Raw genomic sequence first — 21,237 nt, 5'->3', positions numbered from 1 at the left:
TCAGGAACCCTGGGAGCGCCCGATACCAGCCATCCTGACGTGTCTATCGCTGTGTGGGTCAGGAGCCCTGAGAAGCCGGCAGAAACAGTCTCACTATCGGAGTGATGAATCGCCTTGTTGTGCAGGGGATTGCCTTGTCTCGCGCGGAGTGTCGCGGCTTGGGCGATGGCGCGTTCGACGAACGCGGTGTGCTTGGACGTCGAGCACTCCCAGCCGACGATCCGCCCGGCGAAGGCGTCGATCACGAACGCGGTATAGCAGAACCCGGCCGGTGTCCGAACGTAGGTGAAGTCCGCGACGAACAGCCGGTTCGGCGCCTCGACGGCGAACCGGCGGCCGACCAGGTCCGGTGCCCGGGTCGCGGCCGGATCCGGGACCGTGGTGCGGACCTTCTTGGCCCTGGTCGCACCACGCCAACCGTTCGCGCGCATCAGCCGCTCGACGGTGCAGCGCGCCACCTCGACACCTTGACGCTGCAGGTGGGCCCACATCTTCAGCGACCCGTACAGCGACTCCGGCTTGCGCCGGCCGTGCTCGTCGGGCTCGTAGTACCCGGCCAGCACCTCGGTCACGGCCATATCCCACAGGGCGCGTTTCGACGGCGCCCGGACCGCCCAGGCGTAGTAGGTTCTCGGGGCGATCTGGCAGCCGTGCGCGGACAGCGCGGCGCAGATCGAAGCGACCCCGAACCGAGCCTTGTGCTCGGCAATGAACGCGCAGATCACCGCTGTCGCGGGTCGCTCTCCCGCGCGAAGAAACTGGTCGCCGCCTTCAGGATCTCGATCGTGCGTTCCAGCTCGGCGTTCTTCCGCTTCAACTCGCGGATCTCCCGTGCCGACTCCGACGTCACCCCATCGGTCTGACCGGTGTCGATCTGCGCCTGTCGGACCCACCGGCGCAACGTCTCGGCCGTCATCCCCAACCGGGCCGATACGGCCTTGATCGCCGCCCACTCGGAGTCATAGTCGTCAACGTGCTCGATGACCAGACGAACCGCCTTGGCGCGGGTCTGCTCGTCGTACTTGCTCGGCATGAATGCCACCTTCCCAACGAAGGAGGTGCGCATCAAACCCGGGGTGGTTCATGATCTCTTGGAGAGTGGTGCAACACCTGTCTTTGTTGAGGGTCCCATGGATGCCGCGGCCGTGGATGAGTTGAGCCGGCTGACGTCTCGTGGATGGGCTGGTCTGGGGGTTTGCGGGACGGCGCTCTCGTTTCATCAGGCCTCGATGGTTCATCAGTGTTCCGGAAGCGACACCGTGATCGTGGGAGTCGACGCAGACGGTGGCGGCCGCCTTGCTGCGGTGAGGTGGCTGGATGACTTGTCATCCGTCTTCGAGCGGGTGCTTGTCGCGGAGTTCCCGTCGGGGCACGATCCTTCGTCGTTGCTTGAGACGCCGGCTGGTGCGGATCGCCTATTCGGGGCCCTGAGTTCGCCCAGACCGCTGGCTGAGTTGGCGATTGAGGTCGAGCTGGCTCGCTGGTCGCGGGTACTGGATCACATCAGCGGTCGCGTAAATGCGTTACGGCGGGTGGCTCCGCTCGTGGCGCGCCTGCCGCACGACCAGGTTGCTGGACAACTGGGCGAGCTCGCGAAGGTTCTTGAGCTCGATCAGGAGATCGTGTCGCGCGAGGTTGTCGAGACGCTTGGGCGATCGACCCGTCGGGCGTTGCCGAACCGCGCGTTGGATTCGTTCGCGGGATCCGATCCTCCTGATGCCGGACCTTCGCTGTGACGCCGGGATCGCTGATTCCGGTGGTCCTTGATGTCGGATTCCAGGTTCTCTGTCAGCCGTGCTGGGACGACCTTCGTAGCCGTTGAGTTGTCGGCTGAACGGAGGTTGTGATGAATGCGGTGTCCTCGGATTCCGAGAATGCACTGGTCAGTGGTGAGCGTCAGCGGATGATGATCGCTCACTTGGCGGCGAGCAGATTCTTCCGTCGCGAGTTGCTCAGGGCGAATGTCGGTTGGCAGCTCGAGCAACTGAAGAATCGCGGCGCCACGGGGGTTCTGAGTACGGAGTCGAACTGGAAGATCGGCTATGCGCCTGACTCCTACACGCGGCTCACGGATCACCTGCGGGAGAAGGGCTTCGACTTTCGCACGCTGATCAGGGCGGGGTTGGCCGAGTGGGCCGATGAAGGCAACGCGGTCGATGTCTTCCGGGATCAGTTGATGGTGCTGGCGCGGGATGAACGACTGGATCCGGTCGGGTTTGTCGGCATCGGGCAGGGCGCGAAGCCGGCCTTCGAGGCGTCGCCGACGACGTTGATCCACCGTCCGTCGAATGCGTTGGTCGGTATCGAAGAGCAGTTGGAGATCCTGACTGAGGGCGCGTTCGTCGTTGTGGTCGACGATCCGTTGGATGCGATGGCGGTCGAGAGCCTCGGCCGAGAGGCTGGCGAGCGATGGGCTGGCATCCCGCTGTGCGGTTCGCAGATGTCGTCGGCGCAGGCGAGGACCCTGTACCGCTACACGGTGACCGACACGGTGATCGTGGCGCTGGACGGCGATCAGGAGTGGCGGAGCAGGGCTCTGGCGTCCCATCCAGACCTCTCCTACTTCTACAAGCGCGTGCGCGCTGTGGAGATCCCGGACGGGCACACGCCGTCGAGCCTGCTGCAGACCGACGACGGGGCTCAGCGGCTGTACGACGCGATGGTGTCGACGCGGCCCCTCGAGGACTACAAGCCACGGCGCCAGCATCTGCCGGAGCTGGACGACCCGAGCCCGTCGCCGGTCGGCCCGACGCTGTGAGGAATTCCAGGAGTCCGGGATTTCGTGCTCCGGGTTCAGATCAGTCCGGTGTACGCCGAGATTGGTGCCGCAAGCAAACAAGCGTCAATCTCGGGCAGCGGTCCGAGATATCTGGATACGGAGTGAGCCAATGACTGAAGAGCTTCAGGCGCTCCTGGTCGAAGCCGCGGACTCGGGCTGGGCAGAGGAGCCGTCCACGCGATTGGCCTCGGCCATCGAGCGGCGGATTGTTGCCGAGCTACCCAGCCGGCTTCGCGCAGCCTTGGGTAACGAAGAGGCGGCGCAGATCGCGCGAGTCTTGGCGTGGGAACGCTGCCGTCGGCTGGCAGAGAAGCCTCCGACCGGTCAGGTGACATGGGGGTACCTGGCGAACCTGGTGCGGTGGCGCTTGGCCGACGTCGTACGCCAGGAAGCGAGGCGCCGTCAGCGGCATCCACTGATCGATTACCTGCCCGAATCCGAGCAGCCGAGCATGCTCATGGAGCTGGGCATGCTGCTCGATCGGATCGCCGTCCGGCTGGAGCGTGCGGGACTTGCGGTCGGCGAGGTACGGCGGCGCCTGGTAGCAGCGGCCGACGGACCGAGCTTCTCACGGCACGCGATCGCCGCGCGAGTCCGAGCCATCGGCGTACCCAAAGACCAAGCAGACGGACTCGCTTGGCTGCTCCACACCGGACCCATCCGGAAATCCGCGCTCTCACGCCTCGCCTCCGGCCAGCCGCCCGATGTGGTCTTCGCGGATCTCGCCGTCCAGCGGTGGATCAACCAGGCCGCCGGGAGGTCGCCTCGGACACCCATCAAACGCCCTCGATTCGGACGGCCGCCAGGCCCCGCGTGGCATGACCGCTGCGGACTGGGCCTCGCTCGCACCGCCTGATCCGGAGTTACTCGGTGGTCACGAGGGCTCAAACGTTGAGCTCCTATGAACAACCTCGGATCACGTCCACGCCGTCGGAACTGGCTGGTCAGGTATTACCGCGCCCAGCTCCGCTTCTACCTGCGCTTGCAGTCGGCGCTGCGCATCGTTCTGCCGCCCATCGCACACGCACTCATCGCCCGGCTCACGCCGGTGAAGACACGGAGGGAACTCTGACATGCGTCGAGTCATGAACTCGAAGCTCGCCGTCCCGCTCATCATCCTCGTCCTGCTCGTCGTCGTGATCTTCGTGCTCGTGACCCGCGTTCACGACACCCCCGACGTAGCGCGCGGCGACGCCGGGCAACCGGGCGTGCAGGTCGCCGGCACGACGGCACCAGGAACCACGCAGCTGGCGCCACTCACGGTTTGGGCACGACCCACAACAACGGATCCGAAGCAGTATGCCGTCGCCTTCGGTACGACGATCTGGACCTACGACTCGGCCGCGCACACCTATGCACAGTGGCAAGACGCCGTCACCGCCTTCGCCAACCCGTTGGAGGCCCCAGACGCTGGACAGGTGGCTCGCAGCATGCTGCCGTACGTGAGCCAATGGGAGGAGCTGAAAGTCCACAACGCACACGCCAGCGTGCGGGACGTGACGGTTGCAACGACACCTGAACTGCAGGCGCTCGCACGGGATCCGCGGGCGCCGGCTGGCTGGTACGGATTCGTTGTCCGGGGCATGCAGGAGGCCGTCGTCGACGGGCAGACGACCAAGACCTCACGGCATCTGACGATCGGGGTGATCTGTCGTCCGCGGTGCACGTTCTGGTCCGCCTCCAACGAACTGCCGCAGTGATCATCAAACTAGCGGCAGCCGGTGTCCTGCTGGTCACAGCCGCCTGGCTGGTGCCTCCGCTGGCTGTCGCAGGCAAAGGTTCCGATACCTGCAAGGCGGTCCAGACCCTGAATCAGGTAAGCCTTGACGCTGAGCAGGCTTCCAACGTGGCGGTGATCGTCGGCGTCGGTGACAGGTTTGAGGTAGGCGATGCGGGCAAGGTCATCGCGGTCATGACGGCCATGACGGAGTCATCGCTGCGGAACGTCGACCATGGTGACGCAGCGGGGCCTGACTCGCGCGGTTTGTTCCAGCAGCGCGATAGTTGGGGGCCTCTCGACGTACGGATGGATCCGGCTGGTGCGGCGGGGCTGTTCTACGCCGCGCTCGCGAACGTGCCTGGCTGGACGTCGATGGAGCCGTGGATGGCCGCGCAGGCAGTCCAGCGGTCGGCGTTCGCGGACGGCGAGAACTACCGCAGCAACTATGAAGCAGCGGTTCGTCTTGTTGGCGCGACACCAGCCGTGGGTGCCTGCGGCAACTGGGGAGTTGGTGATACCGACCAGGTGCCTGGCGCACAGGCGGCCGTCGATCGGGCGCTGAAGCTGGTCGGCAGCCATGGCTACTACCAACTGTGCGCTCGGCTGGCTTCCAACATTTGGGGCCGTCCACACTCCGGTTACGCGTCTGCAATCGAGCAATGGACCCAGATGGTCAGCAGCGGAAACGCTCATCCCCATGACCGGCGGCCACCAGTAGGCGCGTTGCTGTTCTGGTCGACCGACGGGCCGTATGGGCATGTCGCCGTGTACGTCGGCAACGGCCGCATCGTGTCCAACGACATCGGCGATCGAGTCCCAGGCCAAGGCGGTGTGTACCTCGTCGAAGTCGCGGCAATCGAACAACGCTGGGGCGCCACCTACCTGGGCTGGGCGCCGCCGATCTACCCCACCACATGAAACCAACTCATTGGCGCTGTCGAGCGCCGGGAGGCAAACGCATGCTCAGCTTCTTCTACCTTCAAGACCCGGGAGTGAGTCCGAACTCCAACGGTCTCCCCGGTCTGCCGGCGCTCCGTCAGATCGTCGGCGCGCTACAGACCTTTGGTCTCGTCATCTGCGTGGCCGCGTTCGTGATCGCCGCGGACGCCTGGGCGGTGGGCAGCTTCGGCAACAACTCTCACTACGCCGGCCGCGGCAAGCTCGGCTGCCTCATCGCTGCAGGCGCGGCGATTCTCATCGCCTCGGCCAACCCGATCATCCGCTTCTTCAGCGGCATCCAGGTCGGCTAGGAGGACCAGCCAATGGCTTGGAGCGATTGCCTCCTTAACCCTGTCAGCTGCGTCGTCGGCAGCGTCGGCGAGTCAGCCGCGAACTCGGCCTGGGACTCGTTCCTCCGATGGTCGGCCAACGGACTGGCCGATCTCTCGGCGACGGTGTTTCACGCCTTCAGCACGAGCACCTCGCCAAGGTTCGACCAACAGTGGTGGCAGGACAACCTGGATCTGATGGTCGGACTGTCACTTCCGATTCTGGTGGCCGTCTTCACCCTGCAGTGCATTTCAGCCGCCATCCGCCGCGAACCTGGCCGACTAGGGCAAGCAGCGCTCGGAGCCCTACTGGGAACAGCGGGGGTGCCGCTGGCAGTCGGCGTCATCGCGAGCTGCGGCAAGCTCGTCGACGAGATCTGCACCGACATCCTCGGCAAGGCCGCTACAGCCGATGGCATCAAAAGGATGACCGACATCACCGGATTCCTGACCGCGGGGACGGCCGGCGGCATTCTGCTGTTGGCTGTCCAGCTCGGGCTGCTCGCGATGTTCTCGCTGTACTTCGTGATGCTGGTACGCGAGGTCGCACTGGTGGCGTTTGTTGTCTTCGCCCCGGTCGCGATGGCCAGCTGGACCTGGTCGGCGACCAGGCACTGGCTTCGCCGGTGGGTTGAGATTGTCGGTGCGCTCTTGTTCTCGAAGATCGCGATGGCCCTCGTGTTCACTTTGGGTCTATCCGCCGTGGGAGTGTCCGGACAGGGAAATGCGTCGAACCTCGGCACATTCTTCGCCGGGATCCTGCTGATCGGCATGGCCGCGTTCGCCCCCTTGGCCACCTACTCGTTCATCCACTGGGCTGGTGATCAGGGACACGCCATGACCCGTGTCTTCCAGGAGGGATCGGCCGGCGTCGAGAAGGGCAAGGAGGAGCTCGAACGCCTTCAAGAGTGGGTGGCCGGAGGCCTCAACGGATCCGACCAGGACGAACCATCACCAGTCGTCGGCGACGACGAAGCACCTGATGACGAGTCGGCACACGGCGGAGGCGACGACGCCACCGAAACATCTGACCACGTGACAAGTCCGGCCGACGGTCAGGACGGGTCGAACGACGATCCGGGAGCGGCAGTCCAGCCCTCGCCGGCAACACCAGCGACGACCGACACGGACTCCGACGCGACAGGCGGCGGCGCAACGGGCGGCGCAACAGGCGGCGCAAGCCAGGCTTCCGGACAGGGAGGATGAGGATGTCGAACGCGATGTCCGCACGCTTCCCGCGACCGCAGCGCAACTCGCTACTGCTCGGTCTGCGACCGATCCAAGTGATGCTCGTGGTCGTCGGTATCATCCTGGCCGCGCTCTCGCTGCTCGCCGGTTGGCCAACCCTGCCGCGATTGGTTGGACTCGCTGCGTCGTCACTTTGCGGCCTGATCGCATTCGGCCGGCTCGAGGGACTCCGAGCGTACCGGTGGGTCGTCCTGCGCGTGGCTCACGTCATCCGCGGCTGGCGCAAGCAACAGTCTTACCGAGCCAATGTGCTCACGCCTCGACGGCATGGGTATCTGCAATTGCCCGGAGATGCGAGTCCGCTGCGGATCATCGACACGCGATCCTCTGTCGGTGCAGTTCACGATCCAGTCCGGCGACGGCTGATCGCGGTCGCCAGGATCGACGGCCCGGCGCATCTCCTCCAGAACTCCGACGAACAGGACCGGCGAGTCGCGGCGTACGGACGCATGATCGCTGGACTGTGCCAAAGCAACCGGATTGCCCGAGCGCAGATCCTCGAGCGGACAATCCCGGACCCCGGTGACGGCCTGGGCGAGTGGGCTCGCAAACGCAGTCTGGACAAGACCAGCGCAGCCGGGGCGATCTACAGCGACTTGCTGCAGCACGCAGCTCCTGCGGCAGCCCGGCACGAGACACTGTTCAGTTTCGCGCTGAACCTCGACGCAGTGTCCAAGGAGGTTCGCAAGTACGGCGGGGGACTGGCCGGAGCCATGGCAGTCCTCGACTCGGAATCGCGCGCATTCCAGACCTCGTTCGCCGCCGCCGGCGTCGCCGGAGCCTGGCTCAACGCCTCCGACCTGGCATCAAGCCTCCGAGTCGCCTTCGACCCTGCGGCGACGCGGACCCTCTTCGATGTCGACCCTGCCGACGCAGCGCCGCTCGCCGTCGACGCCACCTGGGATCACCTGCGTACGGACTCGTCGTTTCATCGCGTTTACGTCGTGACAGAGTGGCCGCGCGTACGGGCGATGCCGTCCTTCCTGAGTCCGCTCTTGCTCAAGCCCGGGATCCGGCGAACGTTCTCGCTCGTGCTGCAACCAGTTCCAATCGGCAAGGCCCTTCGTGACGCACGTCGCCACCAGGTCGAGCGAGTGACAGACCGCACCACGCGCAAGCGAGTTGGGCAACTGGAGACAGAGGAGGACCGTCAGCTCGACGCCGACGTTGCCCAACGAGAGAAGGACCTCGCCGCCGGGCATGGCGATGTGCGATGGCTCGGCCTGATCGCGGTGTCAGCTGACACCGAGGAGGCGCTCGACGAGGCATGTACTGAGATCGAGATCGCTGCCTCCCAGGCATTGCTCGACGTACGGCGTCTCGTTGGCCAGCAGGTCGAGGGATTCCTGGCCGCGGCCCTGCCGTTTGGAGTTGGTCTCGGATGACGCCGAGCACAGGGTGGTTCGAACCTAGTGAGACAGACCGCCGAACCAGACGTGCCAATCGTCGAGCGAGTCGATCGGCTCAGCGTCGCACGCCGCCCGCCGTGCCCACTGAGGATCCGACCGAGCGGCCGCCGGCTGAGACTGTCGGTCTGCGTCGGCGGCTGCCTTTACTGGTCGACGACCATCGCGCAACCACACGAATCCTTCGGATCGCCTACCCGTTCCTCGCAGAAGGGGGATTGGGGGCCGACGGCACCTACATCGGCAACGACGTCTTCAGTGGAGGGTCGTTCGTCTATGACCCCTGGGTGCTCTATCAGTCGCGCATCATCACCAATCCCAACGTGCTCCTGGCGGGCGTCATCGGCAGCGGCAAGTCCACCACCGCCAAGGCATTGATCACGCGTTCGATCGCGCTCGGCCATAAGGCCTATGTCCCGTGCGACCCGAAGGGTGAGTGGACACCGGTTGCTGAGGCGGTCGGCGGCTCGGTCATCAAGCTTGGCCCGGGTCTGTCGACGAGGCTGAATCCACTCGACGCGGGGAGCCGTCCGGGCGGAGTGACGGACGACGACTGGAACCGGATTGTCAGGTCACGACGACGCGCACTGCTCGGCACGCTCGCCGAGTCCACGCTCGGCCGTCCGCTGACCCCCGTCGAGCACACCGCCCTCGACCTTGCTATTGACAGGGCGTCTCAGATCCCGGTGCCGACGATCCCTGATGTCGTCGGGGCCTTGTTCTCGCCGGAGAGTGGCAAGAGTACGTCGGAGGCCGACAGTCGAGAGCTTGCGCATGCGGTCAGGCGACTTGTGCATGGTGATCTCGCGGGCATGTTCGACGGCCCGTCGACGACTCGATTCGATCCGTCGCTGCCGATGGTGACGCTGGACTCCTCATGGATCGGTGCTGGAGGCAATGACCAGGCGCTCCGCCTGACGCTGGCCTGCGCGTCGTCCTGGCTCGAGGCGGCCGTTACAGATCCTGCCGGCGGTAAGAGGTTCATCGTGTACGACGAAGGCTGGCGGGTGATGCGGGATCCCGCATTGCTGCGTCGCATGCAGGAACAGTGGAAGCTCTCCCGCGCCTGGGGCGTCTCCAACGTCTTGATCGTGCACCGTTTGTCCGACCTTGCAGCGGTCGGTGATCTCGGCTCCGAGGCCCGCGCTCTCGCCGAAGGACTGTTGGCTGACTGCTCCACCCGGATCATGCTTCGCCAAGAACCCGATCAGCTTGCCCGTACGGCGGCGCTGCTCGGTCTCACGGACGTCGAGCTGTCCACGATCGCGAAGCTTCCGAAAGGCCGTGCGCTGTGGCGGCTGCCCAGCCGGTCGTTCGTCGTACAGCTCGTTCGCCATGCCCGCGAGGTCCGGCTGTTCGACACTGACGGAAGGATGTGACATGGACGCACGTGGTCGGTCGCCCCGAGATCTGTCGGACTTGATCATGATCGGCGGGGGAGTCCTCCTCGCCTGCGCGGGGATCCTCTACCTTGCCGGTGGGCTCAGCAGCCTGCTCACCACGCACGAGTGGATCCGGACATCCTGGCCTGATGCACTCCAGGTCGTGCTCGACCCACGCCATCCCGCACGCGTGTTCGGGCTGCCTCCCGGCACGTTTCATCCCGCCTTCTATTGGTTTGTGCTCGCCGTGCTGCTGATGGTTCCAGTCGCCGGCGCCGGCGTTGGCCGCTACCTGTGGACCAAGCGAGGTGCTAGCGACGCACGCCGTACGAGATGCCTTGCCAGGCGTCCTGGTCTCGCTACCGCCGCCGACATCGACGCCTCCGTTGGACGAAACCAGGTGCCGCGGCGCGGTCAGTCCGCCCGGCCCGCCGTACGTCGGCCGGGGCCGTCAGATGTCGGACGGTACCTGGGACGATCGCGCGGACGACAGTGCTGGTCCTCGGTCGAGGACTCCGAGATCGTGCTCGGACCACCTCGTTCGGGCAAGGGCCTTCACCAGATCATCGGTGCGATCATCGACGCGCCCGGTGCCGTCGTGACGACCTCCACCCGTCCGGACAACCTTGTCGCCACCGTCGAACTACGCCGAACCGGAGGGCCAGTCGCGATCTTCGACCCACAAGGCCTCGGACAGGTCGAAGGCATCCGCTGGTCGCCCGTCCGCGGCTGCGAGAACCCCACTACCGCCATCGTCCGCGCCAGCGGCCTCGCGGCGGGAGCAGGATTCACCAAGGGCGGAGTCTCCGACGGCGCGTTCTGGCACGGGCAGACGGAGATGGCGTTGCGAGGCTTGCTCCACGCCGCCGCCATCGACGGCGCTGGTGTCGCGCAGCTCTACCGATGGAGCCTCGAACCAGCCTCAGCAATCGAAGCAGTCACCATCCTGAACCGCTCCGACGATGCTGCGGAAGGCTGGGGCGACACGCTCGACGGCATCGTCCGTATGGACGGCCGAACCAGAGACGCCGTCTGGGCAGGCGTGCGCTCCGCCCTCTCGGCACTCGCGGATCCCGCCGTACGCCGATCCTTCGACCCTGCTGAAGGCGAAGGTCTTGATCCCAAGGCCTTCATCGCCGATCGCGGCACCATCTACCTTCTCGGCACCGGCGTCGGCGCGAGTGCGACCTCGGCATTCATCGCGGCCCTCCTCGAGGACATCACCGAAACCGCCCGCCAATTCGCAGCTGGTAACTCCGGTGGCCGCCTTGAGCCGCCACTCGCACTCGTCCTCGATGAGATCGCCAACCTCTGCGCCGTACCATCGCTTCCCTCACTTATGGCCGACGGCGGCGGTTCGGGCATCTCCACCCTCGTTGTCATCCAGTCCCTTGCCCAGGCGAGAGACAAATGGGGCGAACAGGCCGCCGCAGCACTATGGGACGCCGCAACTCTCCGCCTCATCCTCGGCGGCTCGGCCCAACCCCGAGACCTTCAAGACCTTGCCGCCGTCTGCGGCGAACGCGACGAAGAGATCCGCAACTGGAGCCGCGGTCCAGATGGCAACCGCACCATCTCCACCAGCACTCGTCGCATTCCGATCCTTCCACCTGACGTCATCCGGACTCTCCCTATGGGCACCGGCATCCTGCTCGCTCGCACAGCACCGCCGATCCTTCTGAACATGACCCCCTGGCCGGCCCGGCCAGATGCTGACCGAATCCGCGCCAGCATCGGCCACGCAGCTCTACGCGGAGAGCCGACCGAATGAGCCCGCGCGAAGACCTGCTCAAGTCCTTCGACCTAGCCACTGACGACCCATTCATCATCTGCTGGCGAGACCTCGACTCAACGACCGCCACCGAGGAACTCGACCGCCTCACCACCTGGGTCGACTGGCTAGTCAGCCGCTACAACGTCGACCACAAACTCGTCCCACCCTGCTGGTCCCACCACGGCGCCCTCGTCGAAGAACTCTCCGCCCTCCGCACTCTCTGGGAAGCCTCATACCTCGAGGACGCCGCCCCCTCCAGCCCTCTCGCCTTCCACCGAGAACTAGACCTAGCCCTCCGCCGGCTCCGCGAGTGGACCTCCCGCCTCGGCTGCTCCAGAACCGAACACCGCCCCGAAGTCTGATCGATACGCCGTTCGAGCGCCGCAGCGGCGCCTCTGTGTCGGCATGACACATGACTGTTCGTCATGAGGTCAACATGCTCCAGCGTGCGATGCCTTCGCAGATATCCGCGCTCCCTTCGAAGATGGTGTAGATCTCTTCAAGGCTCGCGGACGGTTCGCGCCGCAGGCCGGGAATCTGGGTCTGACCCGTGCGTTTGTCTTCCAACGTTTGCTCCGCCGTGATCGTCGTTTCCAGGATCCCACGGAACTGTGACGGAGTGGATATTTGCCTATAGCAACCTTGAAAGGGCTTTGATCCAACGATAGGTGACTCAGTGACGGACCTGTCCGCGGCCGATGCGCGAGCGGTGCGACCGTGGCCGCCGCGATCGTGCTCAACTTGGAGACTGACTGGACTGGCCAGTCATCAGATGCCAGCACGACACCGCCCGGGGGCGCGCCGACCGAACGTCCTTGATCCGCTAGAGCCGCCAGGCCAGCAATCATCGGGAAGAGGTCCAGGGCCCTTCTGATGCGAGAGATTTGCTCCCATCAGGAGCCCGTAGGCAATCGGAAGCAACAACCTCCTTGGTGATGCGCCTCAACTGGCTTGCCAAGAGCATCTCAGCACCATGGGCGGCTTGTCGCAGACTCGGCGGGGCGGCGCACGAGACCGATGGTCCGGATGCCATCCAGACCGTGTTCCGCGACGACTTCGACTGCCGAGTCAACAATAGGTTGGGGCTACCCTTGGCCTTCAACCCCGCCAGTCGCGGAGCCTAGTCCGGCGCGTTTGCCCTCCGCAGGCCCGTTAGGTCCACTCGCGTACGGCGTCGACATCCGGCCGGCGCGACCTATCGCCGGGCAGGACACCGAGGTAGTAGGCGGCGTCCGCGTGGCCGGCTCGGGTGGCACGCTCCAACCAGCCGCGTGCGGCGTCTAGGTCTGGCGGTTCCAACCATTCAGCGAGCAGAACGCCGAGGTTGTAGGCGGCGTCTGCGTCACCCGCTCTGGCGGCACGCTCATACCAGGCACGTGCGGTCTGAAGGTCCGGCGGATCCAGTCTGGTCGCGAGTAGCGTCCCGAGGTTATAAGCGGCGTCGATGTCACCGGCATTGGCTGCCCGCTCATACCAGCCGCGGGCCGTCTCCAGGTCTGGCGGGGCAATGCGATCGGAGAGCAGGATGGCGAGATCGTACGCGGCGTTCGAGTCACCAGCCTCAGCAGCCAGCGCCAACCAGTATCGGGCTACGCCTAGGTTCGGCGCATCGATTCGGTCAGCAAGGAGGACACCAAGGTTGGTCATCGCATTTGTATCGCCGGCCTTGGCAGCCCGCTCGTACCAGATCCGAGCGCCCTCAAAGTCCGGCGGATCCAGACGGTCGGCGAGCAGAACGCCAATCTGGTAGGCGGCCTCGGTGTGTCCGGTGTCGGCCGCGCGCTCATACCAATGGCGTGCAGCGGGCAGATCAGGCGGGTCCTGCAGAGTCCCGAGGCTGCGGGCAGCCAACCGCCACCAGTGGCATGCACCGGACAGGTCCGGCGGATCCAATTGCTCGGCGAGCAAGGTCCCAAGTTTGGTCATCGCGCTAACGTCGCCGGCGGCGGCGGCGCGCTCGAACCACGTCCGCGCTGCCGAGAGGTCTGACGGATCCAACAGATCAGCAAGCAGGCTTCCGAGGGCGGTCATCGCCTCGAGGTCGCCGGCCCCAGCGGCCTGCTCGTACCACTCGCGGGCTCTTCGCAGGTCTGGCCATCGGCTCTTGGCGAGTAGGTTGCCGAGGCTCGTCATCGCGTCGGTGTTGCCGGCGCCAGCAGCCTGCTCGTACCAAAAGCGAGCGAGGTCCAGGTCCGGCGTGTCCAGCCGGTAGACAAGCAAGACACCCAGGCGATACGCGGCGTCCATATCCCCGGCGTTTGCTGCCCGCTCGTACCAGTACCGTGCATCCTCCAGCTTGGGCCGTGCCAGCCGATCGGCGAATAGGCGCCCCAGACCGGTCATCGCGTCGGTGTTGCCGGCATCGGCAGCCTGCTCGTACCAATAGCAAGCAGCGTCCAGGTCCGGCGTGTCCAGCCGGTCGGCAAGCAAGACACCCAGACGATACGCGGCGTCCATATCCCCGGCGTTTGCTGCCCGCTCGTACCAGAGTCGAGCGCCGTGCACGTCCGGCCGATCCAATCCGTCGGCGAGCAGCTTGCCGAGTCGGTGGGCGGCGCCGATGTGGCCGGCCCCGGCGGCCCTTCCGTACCAGTATCGCGCGAACCTCGGATCGAGCGGGTCCAACCGGTCGGCGAGTAAAATGCCGAACTGGTACGCAGCGTCGATGTGACCGCCATACGCGGCTCGCTCGGACCAGCGGCGCGCGCCGTCTAGGTCTGGTGGGTCCAGTCGGTCGGCGAGCAGGACGCCCAGCTCGTGTGCGGCCTCGATATCGCCCGTGTCTGCTGCGCGCTCGTACCAGTTTCGTGCAGCTGCCAGATCGGGCGGGTCTGACGAGGCTCCGAGCTTACGGGCGGCCATTAGCCACCAGTGGCCAGCCGCGGCCAGGTCGGGCCGGTCCAGACGTTCGGCGAGGAGGACTCCGAGCTTGGTCATCGCATCGGTGTCGCCCGCATCGGCTGCCCGTTGATACCAGTGGGCGGCCGCATTGAGGTTTAGTGGCGCCAACTGGTCGGCTAGTAGGGTCCCGAGTTTGATCATCGCTTCAATATCGCCTGCTTCGGCTGCCCGCTCGTACCAGTAGCCCGCAGCCCTCAGATCCGGCCAGCGCCCGGCAGCAAGCAACGAGGCCAGACTAGTCATCGCGTCGGTGTTGCCCGCGTCTGCGGCACGCTCGAGCCAACGGCGCGCGCCATCCACATCGCGCGGCTTCAGCCGATGCGCACATAGCAGTCCAAGCCGATGGGCAGCGTCGATGTCCCCAGCCTCAGCAGCCCGTTCGTACCAATTCCGGGCGGCATTCAGATCGGGTGGAGCCAACTGGTCAGCCAGCAGACTTCCAAGCCTGCTGGCGGCGTCGACGAGGCCGTAGTGTGCGGCCACCTCGCACCAGTGTCGTGCGTTTTCCAGGTCGGGCGGATCTATCCGGTCTGCGAGCAGGACACCTAAATCGTAGGCGGCGGCGGCGTGCCCGGCGTCCGCGGCTCGCTCATACCAGTACCGTGCAGCCTCCAGGTCCGGCAGGCCCATCCGATCGGCGAAGAGGACACCTAGGTGATGAGCTGCATCGCTGTCGCCAACGTCGGCGGCGTGCTCGTACCAATAGCGCGCGGCGTCCAGGTCCGGCGGATTTAGCCGATCAGCAAAGATGATCCCAAGGCTCATCATCGCCTCGGTGTTCCCGACGCTGGCGGCTTGCTCGTACCAATAGCAGGCCCTGTGCAGATCCGGCGGCTCCAATTGGCTGGCGAACAAGATACCGAGACAGCACGCGGCGCCGGAGTTGCCGATTGCTGACGCCCGCTCGTACCAGTGGCGTGCCCCGTCCAGTTCTTTCTGCTCGACGAGCAGGCGTCCGAGATCTGCCATAGCGTCGCTGTGGCCGGCGTAAGCAGCTACCTCATACCAATAACGGGCACTGTCCAGATCGGGCGGGTTCACTCGATGGGCTAGCAGGTCGCCGAGACGATGAGCGGCATCGGGGCGCCCTGCATCAGCGGCCCGCTCATACCAGTGTCGTGCGTTCACCAGGTCGGGCGGATCTATCCGGTCGGCGAGCAGGAGACCTAGGTTGTAGCTGGCGTCGGCTTGCCCCGCACCGGCTGCCCGTTCGTACCACCCCCGCGCCCGGTCCAGGTCCGGCGGATCCAACCGATCCGCCAGAAGGACTCCCAGATTGGTCATCGCCTCAGCATCACCAGCGTCAGCAGCCTGCTCGTACCACCCCTGCGCCCCGTCCAGGTCCGGCGGATCCAACCGATGGGCAAGCAGGTCGCCGAGACGATGAGCGGCATCGGGGCGCCCTGCATCAGCGGCCCGCTCATACCAGTGTCGTGCGTTCACCAGGTCGGGCGGATCTATCCGGTCGGCGAGCAGGAGACCTAGGTTGTAGCTGGCGTCGGCTTGCCCCGCACCGGCTGCCCGTTCGTACCACCCCCGCGCCCGGTCCAGGTCCGGCGGATCCAACCGATCCGCCAGAAGGACTCCCAGATTGGTCATCGCCTCAGCATCACCAGCGTCAGCAGCCTGCTCGTACCACCCCTGCGCCCCGTCCAGGTCCGGCGGATCCAACCGATGGGCAAGCAGGTCGCCGAGACGATGAGCGGCATCGGGGCGCCCTGCATCAGCGGCCCGCTCATACCAGTGTCGTGCGTTCACCAGGTCGGGCGGATCGAACCGATCCGCCAGAAGAATCCCCAGATTGGTCATCGCCTCAGCATCATCAGCCTCAGCAGCCTGCTCGTACCACCCCTGCGCCCGGTCCAGGTCCGGCGGATCGAACCGATCCGCCAGAAGAATCCCCAGATTGGTCATCGCCTCAGCATCACCAGCCTCAGCAGCCTGCTCGTACCACCCCCGCGCCCCGTCCAGATCCGGCGGATCCTCCTGGTCTGCAAGGAAGAACCCGAGGTTGGTCATCGCCTCGGCATCACCGGCTCTGGCGGCCCGTTCATACCACCCCCGTGCTGCATCCAGTTCAGGCGGATCTAACCGGTGGGCGAGAAGAATCCCGAGGTTGGTCATCGCGCTGGCACGGCCAGTGTTCGCGGCCCGCTCGTACCAATGCCGCGCCACTTCCAGGTCCGGCGGCTTCATCTGGTCTGCAAGGAGGAACCCGAGGTTGATCATTGCCTCGGCATCACCGGCCTCAGCGGCCCGTTCATACCACCCCCGTGCCGCATCCAGTTCAGGCGCATCCAACCGGCGGGCGAGAAGAACCCCAAGGCAGGTCATCGCGGCCACATGGCCGGCTTCGGCAGCCCGCCGCCACCAGCCACGGGCGGCGTCTAAGTCCGGCGGATCCAACCGATCACCCAGAAGGACGCCAAGGTTGGTCATCGCCTCGGCATCACCGGCCTCAGCGGCCCGCTCATACCACCCGCGGGCCGCATCCAGGTCCGGCGGATCAAACCGATTGGCCAGTAGAAGACCGATGTTAAACGCAGCTCCAGTGTCTCCTGCCTCGGCGGCTCGCTCATACCACCCCCGAGCCACGTCGAGATCCGGCGGATCTAACCGATGGGCGAGAAGGATCCCAAGGTTCGTCATCGCGCTGATGTGGCCGGCGTCGGCTGCTCGCTCGTACCAGTGCCGCGCATTCTCCAGATCCGACGGCTTCACTTGATCCGCGAAGAGCACCCCGAGGTTGTACGCCGCGTCGGCGTCGCCAGCGTCCGCGGCCAGCTCGTACCAGTACCGGGCAGTCGCCAGGTCGGGCGGGTCCAGTTGGGTGGCCAGCACGACGCCGAGGCTGGTCATGCCGTACGCGTTAGCGGCGTCCGCAGCCTGCTGGAACGCAGTGATGGCCTCGGTGGTGAGGCCGCGTTCGTACGCAGCGTTGCCGACCGCGACCGCCTCGTCGGCCGAACAGAGTTGCAAGACTTGACTCCAGAAGGAGCCAGGGATTGGCCGAACCGGGCCCTCTTGGCCGTCATCTGCTGCGACGAGGTAGTCGAAGGCGCGATAGCCCCGTGTGCGACCAGGACCCGGGAGTGTTATCAGCATGGCCAACTGTCCCGGCCCTTCGGGCAGACGCCGCACTGTCTTGATCGCATCGAGGGCATCGAGGCGTTCGCAGTCCAAGTCCGGCCGGCTCTCCCATACGGCATCTTGGGCAAGGATGCAGAGGTCATCCTCGGAAATCGGCCTGTGCATGCCGACTCGTGCCCAGTCGATCGCGACCCGAAGCACAGCGTGACATAGTGGGTGATGATGTTGGGCAGCGCGATATCGCTGGAGCAGTTCGGGGGCGCTTGCGAGTTGTTCTGCCAGTCCCCCCGTGGACAGGTCTTCATCCGGATATGCGGCAGCCGCCGCCGCTTGCTCGACCAGATCGGCACCCACCGGCTGCAAATCGATCTGCCTGGCCGCCTGCAACAGTTGCCGGGAATCACGGGTTAGTTGGCCAGTAGCATCCGCCAACCGGGCGCGTGCTTCCTGCCGCAGCGTCGCAACCACGATGGTCTGCCCCGGTCTACCGGTAAGCACGTTCAGGAGGGAGTGCGTCAGCGCATTCCTGACAGTGAGGTAGCGGTCCAGGTCATCGAGCCACACTACGATCGGGTCACTGGTGGTCTGCGTCCGCGGGTGGACCACCAACTGACGAAGGACTTCCGGGACGGGCGCCAGCAGGCGAGCCTCGGGCCACCGGCTCAGGACAGCCTCGTATGCCGTGCGGCTCTTCCCGGCCTTCGACGGACCGACCACAACCACCAACTGACCAGGCTCAAGCGACTCTCGGAGGCGACTGTCGACAGCGTGGTGAGTGCGCAGAACGTAGGGGTCGTGTGCGCCATAACTCGTTTGATCGCCGTAATTCGATGGAGTCGTTCCCAATTGATATGGATCCAGGTCGGCGACTCTCGGCAGATCGTTCCCTGCAATCACTTCAAGCAGGCCGTCTAGTGGCTCCACCGGCTCCGCCGAGGCGACCGGCAAAGCGTGTGCCGCTGGCAACCCCAGCGCCTCCGCTACCCTCCGTGACAGTCTACGGTTTGTGCGCTTTCGGGCGATGGTGTCAAAGTCGACGATCTGCAGCGCTGCATCTCCTTGGCGGGGATGATGCTCCACAACTATGCCGAGCGCTCGGCCAGCGTGAAAAACGAGCGCCCCGGACAGGCCGCCCCACGGCGAACCTCCTCCGGAGCCTCGGCGAGCCGTTGGATCCCCGACGGGCCCCGGACGAATCAACGGCTCACGCAGCAACAGGCGCCCGGACTCGATCCCATCGGTCTGATAGATCGTGCCATGCACCTCGCTCGTGCCTCGAATCCTTCTCAGGGGATCCCTCTGGAACAGCGGGTATCCGATGGCCTGGCAGTCGAGCAGCATCCCCGCTCTCACCCGGTCAACCCGGGCATAGACCGGAGGGCGCAAGCTTGTGATCCTTGCGTCCGACCTCAGCCGGATGACTGCGACATCTAACTCCGCGTCTGCGATGACTTTGTCGACCTCGCCGACCGAACTTCCATCTGCGGCGCGTAGAACCCTTAGCTCAACCCTGCGGTGGGGAGCCTTCTTGTCCCGAGTGCAGTGGTATGCAGTCAGCACGAGCCGTGGCGCAACCAGGTAGCCCGTCCCGACCTGCTCGCGGCCGTCGTACAAGCTCGCTACGACCGCAACAACCTGGTCGCGCCGTACACCAACTCCCTCGCCCGACATCCAGCCCCTTTGCATCGCCTAACGCGACATCACTGCCTTTGCCTCATTGCCTCTGGCCGAAGCTGTCGCCGTCAGTGCCCGAGTCTGCGACGGTGAAATCCGTTGTCAATGTGCCATCTGCCAACTGCCATATCGGCGCGAGCTTCAACGTCAGCGTCTGCGTCGCTGCGGACTCGTACGAACCTCCTAGTCCGATGACCGTCCAGCCGACCTTGCCGTTGACATCCTTCGTCACCCCAACCTGTACCGACAGCTCAATGGGTTCGAGCGAAAACCGCATACGCTGGTCCTCGCCTGCCGCCAACGCTCCTGTCAGCTCCGTCCGTAGCGCCTCAATCGCCTCTGCCAGACCGATAACCGCTCTGTTCACGACAGGCTCCCCTCCCCGCACACATGTAACAGACACCATCGCACTACTCTCGGGACGGTGTACATGCCGGCAAGCCCGGCTCGGCGGGCGCGTGATGCACTCGCGTTCTAGCTGACTCATCGGCCCGGTGGTTGGTTCGGGTACGGCCGAGGAGGAGATCCAGTCTCGAGACCGCGGAGACGAGGGATTAGGTCTTAGCCGAAGGGTAGAGGAGGCGGCCTCTTCTTAGTAGCAGGCCTTGTGTGTACGCGGGCTGATCGCGTGCATCCGGTTGATTGCAGTGCTCGGTGGCTCCCGACGGCCATCGAGTACGTCGGAGGTTTCAGCGTGGATGTCCCGTACGACTGGCTACAAACTCAAGGGCATCAACTGCAGAGCAACCTTTCGCACCGGCACTCTGCACCTTCGACCATGCGGTCCCACTTGACGCACCGCAAGGGCAGTACTCTCAATCTGTGCCCTTGTCGCAGGTCGCCTCGGGCCCTGACCCTGGTTCTTGGACACGCTGAATCCAGCATGTGCTGGGGAAGCGAGATGATTGAGAACTATGGCCCGCAAGAACTACTCCGAGGAGTTTCGTCGGCAGGCCGTCGACTTGTACGAGTCCACTCCGGTGGCGACGCTGCGTGGGATCGCGGCGGATCTCGGGATCGAGCGGGCCACCCTGGCCCGTTGGGTCGATCTGTATGGCTCGGGCAAGAAGACGACCGGCGACGGCACCACGATCAGCAGCGGTCCTTCCGCGGCCCGTCAGCGTACGACGAGGGCGGGTGCTGAGCCGGAGTCGCCGGAGGCGAGGATCGCTCGGCTCGAGGCCGAGAACGCGCGGCTGCGGGCAGAGCAGACCAAGCTCACCACCGAGCGGGAGATCCTGCGCCAGGCGGCCAAGTATTTCGCCGGGGAGACGAACTGGTGAACCGCTTCCAATTCGTCGCCGACCACTCCACCACCTCTGGCGCCGGGCCACGGCCTGGCTGGAGCGTGAAGCGGCTGTGTGAGCTCGTCGAGATCGAGCGATCGTCGTACTACGCCTGGCTGAAGGCCGCGCCTGCTCGCCGGCAGCGAGCCGAGGCCGACGCCCAGCGCGCGATGAGGATCCGGGCCGTCCACAACGAGGACAAGACGTGTGGAGCACCGCGGATCGCTGCCGAGCTCAACGACGGAGCCGACGCCGGCTCGCGGGTCAACCACAAGCGGATTGCCCGAGTCATGCGCGAGCACGGCATCGCCGGTTACCGGCGCCGACGCAAGGTCCGCACCACGATCCCCGAACCCGCTGACCGCAGGGTGCCCGACCTGCTCAGGCGCGACTTCACCGCCCAGGCACCGAACCAACGCTACGTCGGCGACATCACCTACCTGCCGCTTGCCGACGGCAACAACCTCTATCTGGCCACGGTGATCGACTGCTACTCCCGCCGCCTGGCCGGCTGGTCCATCACCGACCACATGCGCACCGAACTGGTCGAAGACGCCCTCCAAGCCGCTGCGGCGACCCGCGGCAGCCTCGCCGGCGCGATCTTCCACAGCATCAGTGAGACTGTTTCTGCCGGCTTCTCAGGGCTCCTGACCCACACAGCGATAGACACGTCAGGATGGCTGGTATCGGGCGCTCCCAGGGTTCCTGA

At 65.5% G+C, this 21,237-nt stretch carries 14 protein-coding genes and 3 pseudogenes; 13 read left to right on the top strand and 4 right to left on the bottom strand.

Annotated features, from left to right (window positions below):
- Positions 1–1,033: pseudogene (locus ACZ3HV_RS43820) on the bottom strand (IS3 family transposase); the annotation flags it as partial.
- On the opposite strand from ACZ3HV_RS43820, the gene ACZ3HV_RS43815 reads away from it, so the two are divergent.
- The 12 genes from ACZ3HV_RS43815 (at position 1,032) to ACZ3HV_RS43760 (ending at position 11,939) form a co-directional block, all read left to right on the top strand.
- Positions 1,032–1,736: a toprim domain-containing protein gene (locus ACZ3HV_RS43815; protein WP_465693772.1), complete on the top strand. Its 705-nt coding sequence runs from the start codon at positions 1,032–1,034 to the stop codon at positions 1,734–1,736. The pseudogene ACZ3HV_RS43820 and the gene ACZ3HV_RS43815 overlap by 2 nt on opposite strands.
- 110 nt (positions 1,737–1,846) lie before the next feature.
- Complete coding sequence (locus ACZ3HV_RS43810) at positions 1,847–2,758, top strand: hypothetical protein (protein ID WP_465693771.1); 912 nt, start codon at positions 1,847–1,849, stop codon at positions 2,756–2,758.
- 130 nt (positions 2,759–2,888) lie between these two features.
- The gene (locus ACZ3HV_RS43805; protein ID WP_465693770.1) at positions 2,889–3,635 is read left to right on the top strand and encodes a hypothetical protein; all 747 of its coding nucleotides are present in this window, start codon (positions 2,889–2,891) and stop codon (positions 3,633–3,635) included.
- A 45-nt stretch (positions 3,636–3,680) separates the two neighbouring features.
- Positions 3,681–3,851, top strand: coding sequence for a hypothetical protein (locus ACZ3HV_RS43800; RefSeq protein ID WP_465693768.1), 171 nt, complete (start codon positions 3,681–3,683; stop codon positions 3,849–3,851).
- A gap of 1 nt (position 3,852) precedes the next feature.
- The gene (locus ACZ3HV_RS43795) at positions 3,853–4,479 is read left to right on the top strand and encodes a hypothetical protein (protein WP_465693767.1); all 627 of its coding nucleotides are present in this window, start codon (positions 3,853–3,855) and stop codon (positions 4,477–4,479) included.
- Entirely contained in the window at positions 4,476–5,417 is a 942-nt protein-coding gene (locus tag ACZ3HV_RS43790; RefSeq protein ID WP_465693766.1) for a C40 family peptidase, read from the top strand. The genes ACZ3HV_RS43795 and ACZ3HV_RS43790 overlap by 4 nt, the downstream gene beginning before the upstream one ends.
- A 41-nt stretch (positions 5,418–5,458) precedes the next feature.
- Positions 5,459–5,749, top strand: a complete 291-nt coding sequence (locus tag ACZ3HV_RS43785; RefSeq protein WP_465693765.1) for a DUF6112 family protein — start codon at positions 5,459–5,461, stop codon at positions 5,747–5,749.
- A 12-nt stretch (positions 5,750–5,761) separates the two neighbouring features.
- Entirely contained in the window at positions 5,762–6,973 is a 1,212-nt protein-coding gene (locus ACZ3HV_RS43780) for a hypothetical protein (protein ID WP_465693763.1), read from the top strand.
- A 2-nt stretch (positions 6,974–6,975) separates the two neighbouring features.
- Positions 6,976–8,400, top strand: a complete 1,425-nt coding sequence (locus ACZ3HV_RS43775) for an SCO6880 family protein (protein WP_465693761.1) — start codon at positions 6,976–6,978, stop codon at positions 8,398–8,400.
- A 101-nt stretch (positions 8,401–8,501) separates the two neighbouring features.
- Positions 8,502–9,800: a VirB4 family type IV secretion system protein gene (locus tag ACZ3HV_RS43770; RefSeq protein ID WP_465693760.1), complete on the top strand. Its 1,299-nt coding sequence runs from the start codon at positions 8,502–8,504 to the stop codon at positions 9,798–9,800.
- 1 nt (position 9,801) lies between these two features.
- Positions 9,802–11,574, top strand: a complete 1,773-nt coding sequence (locus tag ACZ3HV_RS43765) for a type IV secretory system conjugative DNA transfer family protein (protein WP_465693759.1) — start codon at positions 9,802–9,804, stop codon at positions 11,572–11,574.
- Positions 11,571–11,939 (top strand): hypothetical protein, encoded by a 369-nt coding sequence (locus ACZ3HV_RS43760; RefSeq protein ID WP_465693757.1) that lies wholly within the window; start codon positions 11,571–11,573, stop codon positions 11,937–11,939. Before ACZ3HV_RS43765 ends, ACZ3HV_RS43760 begins: the two co-directional genes overlap by 4 nt.
- 790 nt (positions 11,940–12,729) lie before the next feature.
- Here ACZ3HV_RS43760 and ACZ3HV_RS43755 read toward each other — a convergent pair.
- From ACZ3HV_RS43755 to ACZ3HV_RS43745, 3 genes and pseudogenes are all read right to left on the bottom strand, one after another.
- Complete coding sequence (locus tag ACZ3HV_RS43755; RefSeq protein ID WP_465693774.1) at positions 12,730–18,291, bottom strand: tetratricopeptide repeat protein; 5,562 nt, start codon at positions 18,289–18,291, stop codon at positions 12,730–12,732.
- A gap of 372 nt (positions 18,292–18,663) precedes the next feature.
- Positions 18,664–19,239, bottom strand: a pseudogene (locus ACZ3HV_RS43750) (trypsin-like peptidase domain-containing protein); the annotation flags it as partial.
- 43 nt (positions 19,240–19,282) lie between these two features.
- Entirely contained in the window at positions 19,283–19,609 is a 327-nt protein-coding gene (locus ACZ3HV_RS43745) for a trypco2 family protein (RefSeq protein ID WP_465693756.1), read from the bottom strand.
- A gap of 547 nt (positions 19,610–20,156) precedes the next feature.
- On the opposite strand from ACZ3HV_RS43745, the pseudogene ACZ3HV_RS43740 reads away from it, so the two are divergent.
- Positions 20,157–21,139, top strand: a pseudogene (locus ACZ3HV_RS43740) (IS3 family transposase); the annotation flags it as partial.
- Positions 21,140–21,237 lie beyond the last annotated feature (98 nt).

This window comes from Kribbella sp. NPDC020701 (genome assembly GCF_055562215.1).
Note: the sequence above shows the minus strand (reverse complement) of the source record. Positions and strands in the feature narration are given on the sequence as shown.

Coding starts and splice junctions, on each gene's coding strand:
- ACZ3HV_RS43785 (WP_465693765.1), top strand. CDS start 5,459: ATGCTCAGCTTCTTCTACCTTCAAGACCCGGGAGTGAGTCCGAACTCC.
- ACZ3HV_RS43795 (WP_465693767.1), top strand. CDS start 3,853: ATGCGTCGAGTCATGAACTCGAAGCTCGCCGTCCCGCTCATCATCCTC.
- ACZ3HV_RS43815 (WP_465693772.1), top strand. CDS start 1,032: ATGAATGCCACCTTCCCAACGAAGGAGGTGCGCATCAAACCCGGGGTG.
- ACZ3HV_RS43775 (WP_465693761.1), top strand. CDS start 6,976: ATGTCGAACGCGATGTCCGCACGCTTCCCGCGACCGCAGCGCAACTCG.
- ACZ3HV_RS43810 (WP_465693771.1), top strand. CDS start 1,847: ATGAATGCGGTGTCCTCGGATTCCGAGAATGCACTGGTCAGTGGTGAG.
- ACZ3HV_RS43780 (WP_465693763.1), top strand. CDS start 5,762: ATGGCTTGGAGCGATTGCCTCCTTAACCCTGTCAGCTGCGTCGTCGGC.
- ACZ3HV_RS43800 (WP_465693768.1), top strand. CDS start 3,681: ATGAACAACCTCGGATCACGTCCACGCCGTCGGAACTGGCTGGTCAGG.
- ACZ3HV_RS43760 (WP_465693757.1), top strand. CDS start 11,571: ATGAGCCCGCGCGAAGACCTGCTCAAGTCCTTCGACCTAGCCACTGAC.
- ACZ3HV_RS43765 (WP_465693759.1), top strand. CDS start 9,802: ATGGACGCACGTGGTCGGTCGCCCCGAGATCTGTCGGACTTGATCATG.
- ACZ3HV_RS43805 (WP_465693770.1), top strand. CDS start 2,889: ATGACTGAAGAGCTTCAGGCGCTCCTGGTCGAAGCCGCGGACTCGGGC.